Source organism: Inquilinus sp. (genome assembly GCF_057815775.1).
The window spans coordinates 1-4,624 of record NZ_JBYRFX010000497.1 but is presented as its reverse complement, the minus strand read 5'-3'; the positions used below and the strand labels follow the sequence as shown (position 1 = coordinate 4,624).

General features: G+C 68.8%; 5 protein-coding genes. 2 read left to right on the top strand and 3 right to left on the bottom strand.

Features of this window, described 5'->3' with window-relative positions:
* Positions 1-277: 277 nt before the first annotated feature.
* A complete protein-coding gene (locus tag AC3XYG_RS17595) occupies positions 278-766 on the top strand; it encodes a RidA family protein (RefSeq protein WP_489141149.1) in 489 nt (162 codons plus the stop codon).
* Here the strand turns inward: AC3XYG_RS17595 and AC3XYG_RS17590 are convergent.
* Positions 763-1,401, bottom strand: a complete 639-nt coding sequence (locus tag AC3XYG_RS17590; RefSeq protein WP_489141148.1) for an FMN-dependent NADH-azoreductase — start codon at positions 1,399-1,401, stop codon at positions 763-765. The genes AC3XYG_RS17595 and AC3XYG_RS17590 overlap by 4 nt on opposite strands.
* A 100-nt stretch (positions 1,402-1,501) precedes the next feature.
* Here AC3XYG_RS17590 and AC3XYG_RS17585 point away from each other — a divergent pair, with 100 nt between their 5' ends.
* Positions 1,502-2,350, top strand: coding sequence for a LysR substrate-binding domain-containing protein (locus AC3XYG_RS17585; protein WP_489141147.1), 849 nt, complete (start codon positions 1,502-1,504; stop codon positions 2,348-2,350).
* 9 nt (positions 2,351-2,359) lie between these two features.
* Here the strand turns inward: AC3XYG_RS17585 and AC3XYG_RS17580 are convergent, their stop codons facing one another.
* Together AC3XYG_RS17580 and AC3XYG_RS17575 are read right to left on the bottom strand one after the other, a co-directional pair.
* Entirely contained in the window at positions 2,360-3,598 is a 1,239-nt protein-coding gene (locus AC3XYG_RS17580) for an MFS transporter (protein ID WP_489141146.1), read from the bottom strand.
* Between the two features lie 85 nt (positions 3,599-3,683).
* Positions 3,684-4,624 (bottom strand): LysR substrate-binding domain-containing protein (locus AC3XYG_RS17575; protein ID WP_489141145.1); only part of this gene is annotated, 941 nt, incomplete at its 5' end.

The window sequence follows — 4,624 nt, the reverse complement described above, 5'->3', positions numbered from 1 at the left end:
AGACGCTTCACTGCGCGGCTCCTGCCCGGGCAGGGGTGGCTCACCGATCGGCTGAGACCGTTTGCCCCGGGCGCCGCTGCGCTTGGCTGCCATTCGTTTTCCTCGCCGTTCCGACCATCGATTTTGACCGGCAACGCGCGGAATGTCGACCTTGAGCGATCGACTCGTACAGTGTACCATACGATGACTCGTACAGCGCACGAGTCATCGTATGGACGATCGGGGCTGAGGTTCGCGAGGGTGCGTTGCTCGCAGTCCGCAGAACCGGGAGAGAATCATGTCACGCGCCATCAAGCGTCTACTGATCGGAGGGTTCATCATCATGACCATGGGAAGTCCCGCGGCAACGAGAGCGAATGAGAGCAATCTCAAGCTGACCATCGTCAATCCGCGGACCCTCTACGACCCGTCGCCGAATGGCTACAGCACGGCGGTGATCGCGCCCCGTGAAGGCCGGGTGGCCTACATCTCCGGACAGGGCGGCCAAGACAGCCGGGGAGCCTTGTCGCCCGACTTCGCCGTCCAGGTCGGGCAGGCCTACGCCAATTTGCGCACCGCCCTCGATGCGGTCGGTGCCAGGCCGGATCAGGTCGCCAAGCTCACGGTCTTCGTGGTCGACCACGATATGTCCAAGCTCGGGGTGTTGACCAAGAGCGTCAAGGACATGTTCGGCGAGGCGCTGCCGGCACAGACCTTGATCCCCGTGCCCAAGCTGGCGGTCGACGGCATGCTGTTCGAGGTGGAGGCCGTGGCCGTGCTGGACTAGCCGGCCAGCCGCTTCACCGCCGCAATCGCTTCGGCGCAGGCCGCATCCCGGGCGGCACCATCGATCTCCGCACCGAACAGCGTCTTTTCCACCACGATTGTGGTGATGTCCGAAATGCCGGTGAAGCGCAGCCACATCTCCAGATAGGGCTTCTGGAAATCATAGGTCCCGGCCGGGGTGCCGGCGCTGGGGCTGTAGTCGAGGCCGCGGGCGCAGACCACCAGCGCCTTGCGGCCGCGCAGCAGGCCGCCGAAGCCGGTCTCGTCGAAGCTGAACAGCACGTCCTTCTGGGTGACGAGATCGATCAGGTGCTTGAGCCGGTAGGGGATCGAGAAGTTCCACAGCGGCACCGCCAGGACGATTGCATCCGCGGCCAGGAAGCGCGCGGCGATCGTGCGGATCCCGTCCCAGGCCACGGCCTGGTCGGCCGTCAGCGCCGTGCCGGACAGGCCGGCATATTTCGCCTCCATCGCCGGGCCGTCGAACTCCGGCAGATCCGTCGCCCAGACGTCGAGCGTGTCGATGGTGAGATCAGGCGCTTCCGCCTGCCAAGCGTCGAGGGCCGCCCGGGCGACCTCGATGGACGCGCTCCGGCTCTTCCGGGGCGAGGCTTCGATATACAGGATATGGGTCATGATGCTTCTTCGCTGTGGGCCGGCCCACACTGAAGCAGCTTTCTCTTAGTAAGATAATCGATATATTGTCATCTCATTCAGTGCGTATCGAGATGAACAAATGTTCGAGTCCACGCTGCTACGCACCTTCCAGGCCGTCGCCCAGGATGCCAGTTTTACCAAGGCGGCGGCCAGGCTGAACCTGACCCAGTCCGCGGTCAGCGCGCATATCCGACGGCTGGAGGAGCAGGCGGCCAGGCCGCTGCTGCTGCGCAGCACCCGGTCGGTCGCCCTGACATCAGAAGGCGAGATGCTGCTGGGCTATGCCCGGGCGATCCTGCGCCTGAACGAGGATGCGCGGTCGCGGCTGTCCCGCGGGGCCGACCCGGTCCATCTCCGCATCGGCGCGTCGGACGACTTCATGAGCACCTGGCTGCCGGACGTCTTGCGCCGGTTCCAGGCCGCGCGCACTGCGCTGACGGTGGAGATCCAGGTCGCCAACACCGGGCTTCTCCTCGCCGGGATGGATCGCGGCGAGCTGGATTTGGTGGTCGGCAGCCGCTGTCATGGCGACAAGGCGGGGCAGCTGCTGTGGCGCGAGCCGCTGGTGTGGGCTTATGCCAAGGGCGCCGAGCCCGATGCGCTGGCGCCGCTGCCGCTGGCGCTGTTCCCGGACCCCTGCCCCTATCGCGATGCCGCCCTGGCAGCCCTGGCCGCCGCCGGCCGCGACTGGCGGGTCGCCGTCATCTGCCCGAGCATCGGCGGCATCAAGGCCACGGTGGCGTGCGGACTGGCCGTCAGCCCGCTCAACCAGAGCCTGCTGACGCCGCAGCTGCAGGCGCTGGGCCGGGAGGCCGGGCTGCCGGCCTTGCCGGATGTGGAGTTCGTGGTGTTTTCCCACGATCGCGAAGACCGGCTGGAGATCGCCGACGTCATCGACGAGATCATCCGGGCGGTGAACCCGAAATAGCCCTGCCGTTCAGGCCGCCGCAGGCACCGGCGTGCCGACCCCGCTGTCGTCGATCGGGAAGTGCAGCATTGCTGCCACCAGCCCGGCCGCGGCCGTGGCCGCCCAGATCCAGGTGTAGGAGCCGGTGAGGTCGAAGACGAAGCCGCCGAGCCAGGCGCCGAGGAACGAGCCGACCTGGTGGCTGAGGAAGCAGACGCCGAACAGCGTGCCGAGATGGCGCGTGCCGAAGACCTTCGCCACCAGCCCGCTGGTCAGCGGCACGGTGCCCAGCCAGGTCAGCCCCATCACCGCCGCGAAGATCACGACCGAGGCATCGGTCTTGGGCAGCATGACGAAGACGGCGATGGCGGCGCCCCGGACCAGGTAGAGCCAGCCCAGCACATGATGCTGGCGGTAGCGCCCGCCCAGCCAGCCACAGCCCCAGCTGCCCACCATGTTGAACAGCCCGATCAGGGCCAGCGCCGTGGCCCCCAGGCCGGCCGGCATGTGGCAGAGCACCAGGTAGCCCGGGAGATGCGTGCCGATGAAGGCGAGCTGAAAGCCGCAGGTGAAGAAACCGAGGGTGAGCAGGCGGTAGCCGCTGTGCCGGCGAGCCTGGGACAGGACCTGCTTCAGCGACGGCGACGGCCCGTCCTGCACCGGGGCAATACCCGGATTGCGGCGGTCGAGCATGATGCCCAGCGGCGCCGCCGCGAGCAGCAGGCAGGCGAGCACCAGCAGGGCCACGGACAGGCCGGAGCTGTCCATCGCCACCTGCGCCAGGGGGATCAGGATGACCTGGCCGAGCGAGCCGCCGGCGCTGGCCAGCCCCATCGCCATGCTGCGCTGCTGCGGCGAGGCGGCCCGGCCGACCGCGGTCAACACCACGCCGAAGCTGGTGCAGCTGATGCCGATGCCGACCAGCATCCCCATGCCGAGCACCAGCATGGTGGCCGAGGGCGCCACGGCCGCCAGCGCCAGGCCGGCGGCGAAGGTGACCGCGCCGAAGGCGACGACCGGCGTGGAGCCGTAGCGATCCGCCGCGGCGCCGGCGAAGGGCTGGGCGAAGCCCCAGACCAGGTTGTGCAGGGCGATGGCGAAGGCGATGACCGTGACCGGCAGGCCGCGATCGAAGGAGAACGGCCCGATCAGCAGCCCGAAGGTCTGCCGGACGCCCATCGCGGCGCTGAGCACGAGCGCCCCCGCCAGCACGACTGACGTCACCGGGTTGGTGAGAACCGCAGCATAGGATCGATTGGCCGCTGGCATCGGACAGGCCCTCCCTCGCCCGCGACAATGGCCAGCGGCGGCCGCTGCGGCAAAAGAGAAGGTTTCGGCGACGGATGAAGGATGTTCACCCGTTCCGCGCCGGATCATCCTCGGTCCCGGCTTCCTGCAGCAGCCAGCGCTTGAAGCCCAGCAGATCGGGCCGGTGGTCGGCCCCATCCGAACTCACCAGCCAATAGGCGGTCTCGGCCACCATCTCCTCCGGCCCGAGGCCGACCAGCGCCCCGGAGGCGAGGTCGCGGTCGACCAGCGGCCGCCGGCCGATGGCGACGCCCAGCCCCATGGCTGCCGCCTCGAAGGCCAGCTGGATGGTGTCGAAGCGCAAACCCCCGGTGACGGCGATCCCGTCCGCGCCCTGCCAGTCTGCCCAGGCCTGCCAATCCTCGCTGGCCGGGCCGACATGGATCAGCGTCGCCCGGCGCAGATCGACCTGCCCCTCCCCGTCCAGCAACCTGTCCCGATAGGCCGGGCTGCACACCGGCATCAGCCTTTCGCCGAACAGGCGGGTCCAGGCCGGGCCGGCGACCGGGGCCCGGCTCATCCGGATGGCGAAGTCGAAGCCGTCGACGGGAAAGCCGACATGCCGCGCCGAGGTGTCGACGCTGACGCTGGTGTTCGGCCACCGGATGCCGAAATGGCGCAGCCGCGGCAGCAGCCAGCGCGAGGCCAGCGTCGGGGCGCAGCTCACCGCAATGGTCCGGTTCGACCGATGGTTCGGCAGGCGCTGCGTCCCGATCGCGATCAGCGACAGCGCCTCGGACACATAGGGCAGGTAATCCGCGCCCTCCGGCGTCAGCGACAGCCCGCGGGGCTCGCGGATGAAGAGTTCGACGCCGAGGGCCTGCTCCAGCCCGACGATGCCATGGCTGACCGCGCTCGGCGTCACGTTCAGCTCCGCGGCGGCGAGCTTGAAGCTGCGATGCCGTCCAGCGGCCTCGAAGAAGCGAAGGGGCGACATCGGCGGCAGGCGCAGCGGCATCACATGTCCCCGACGGCGGCTCGACCCGG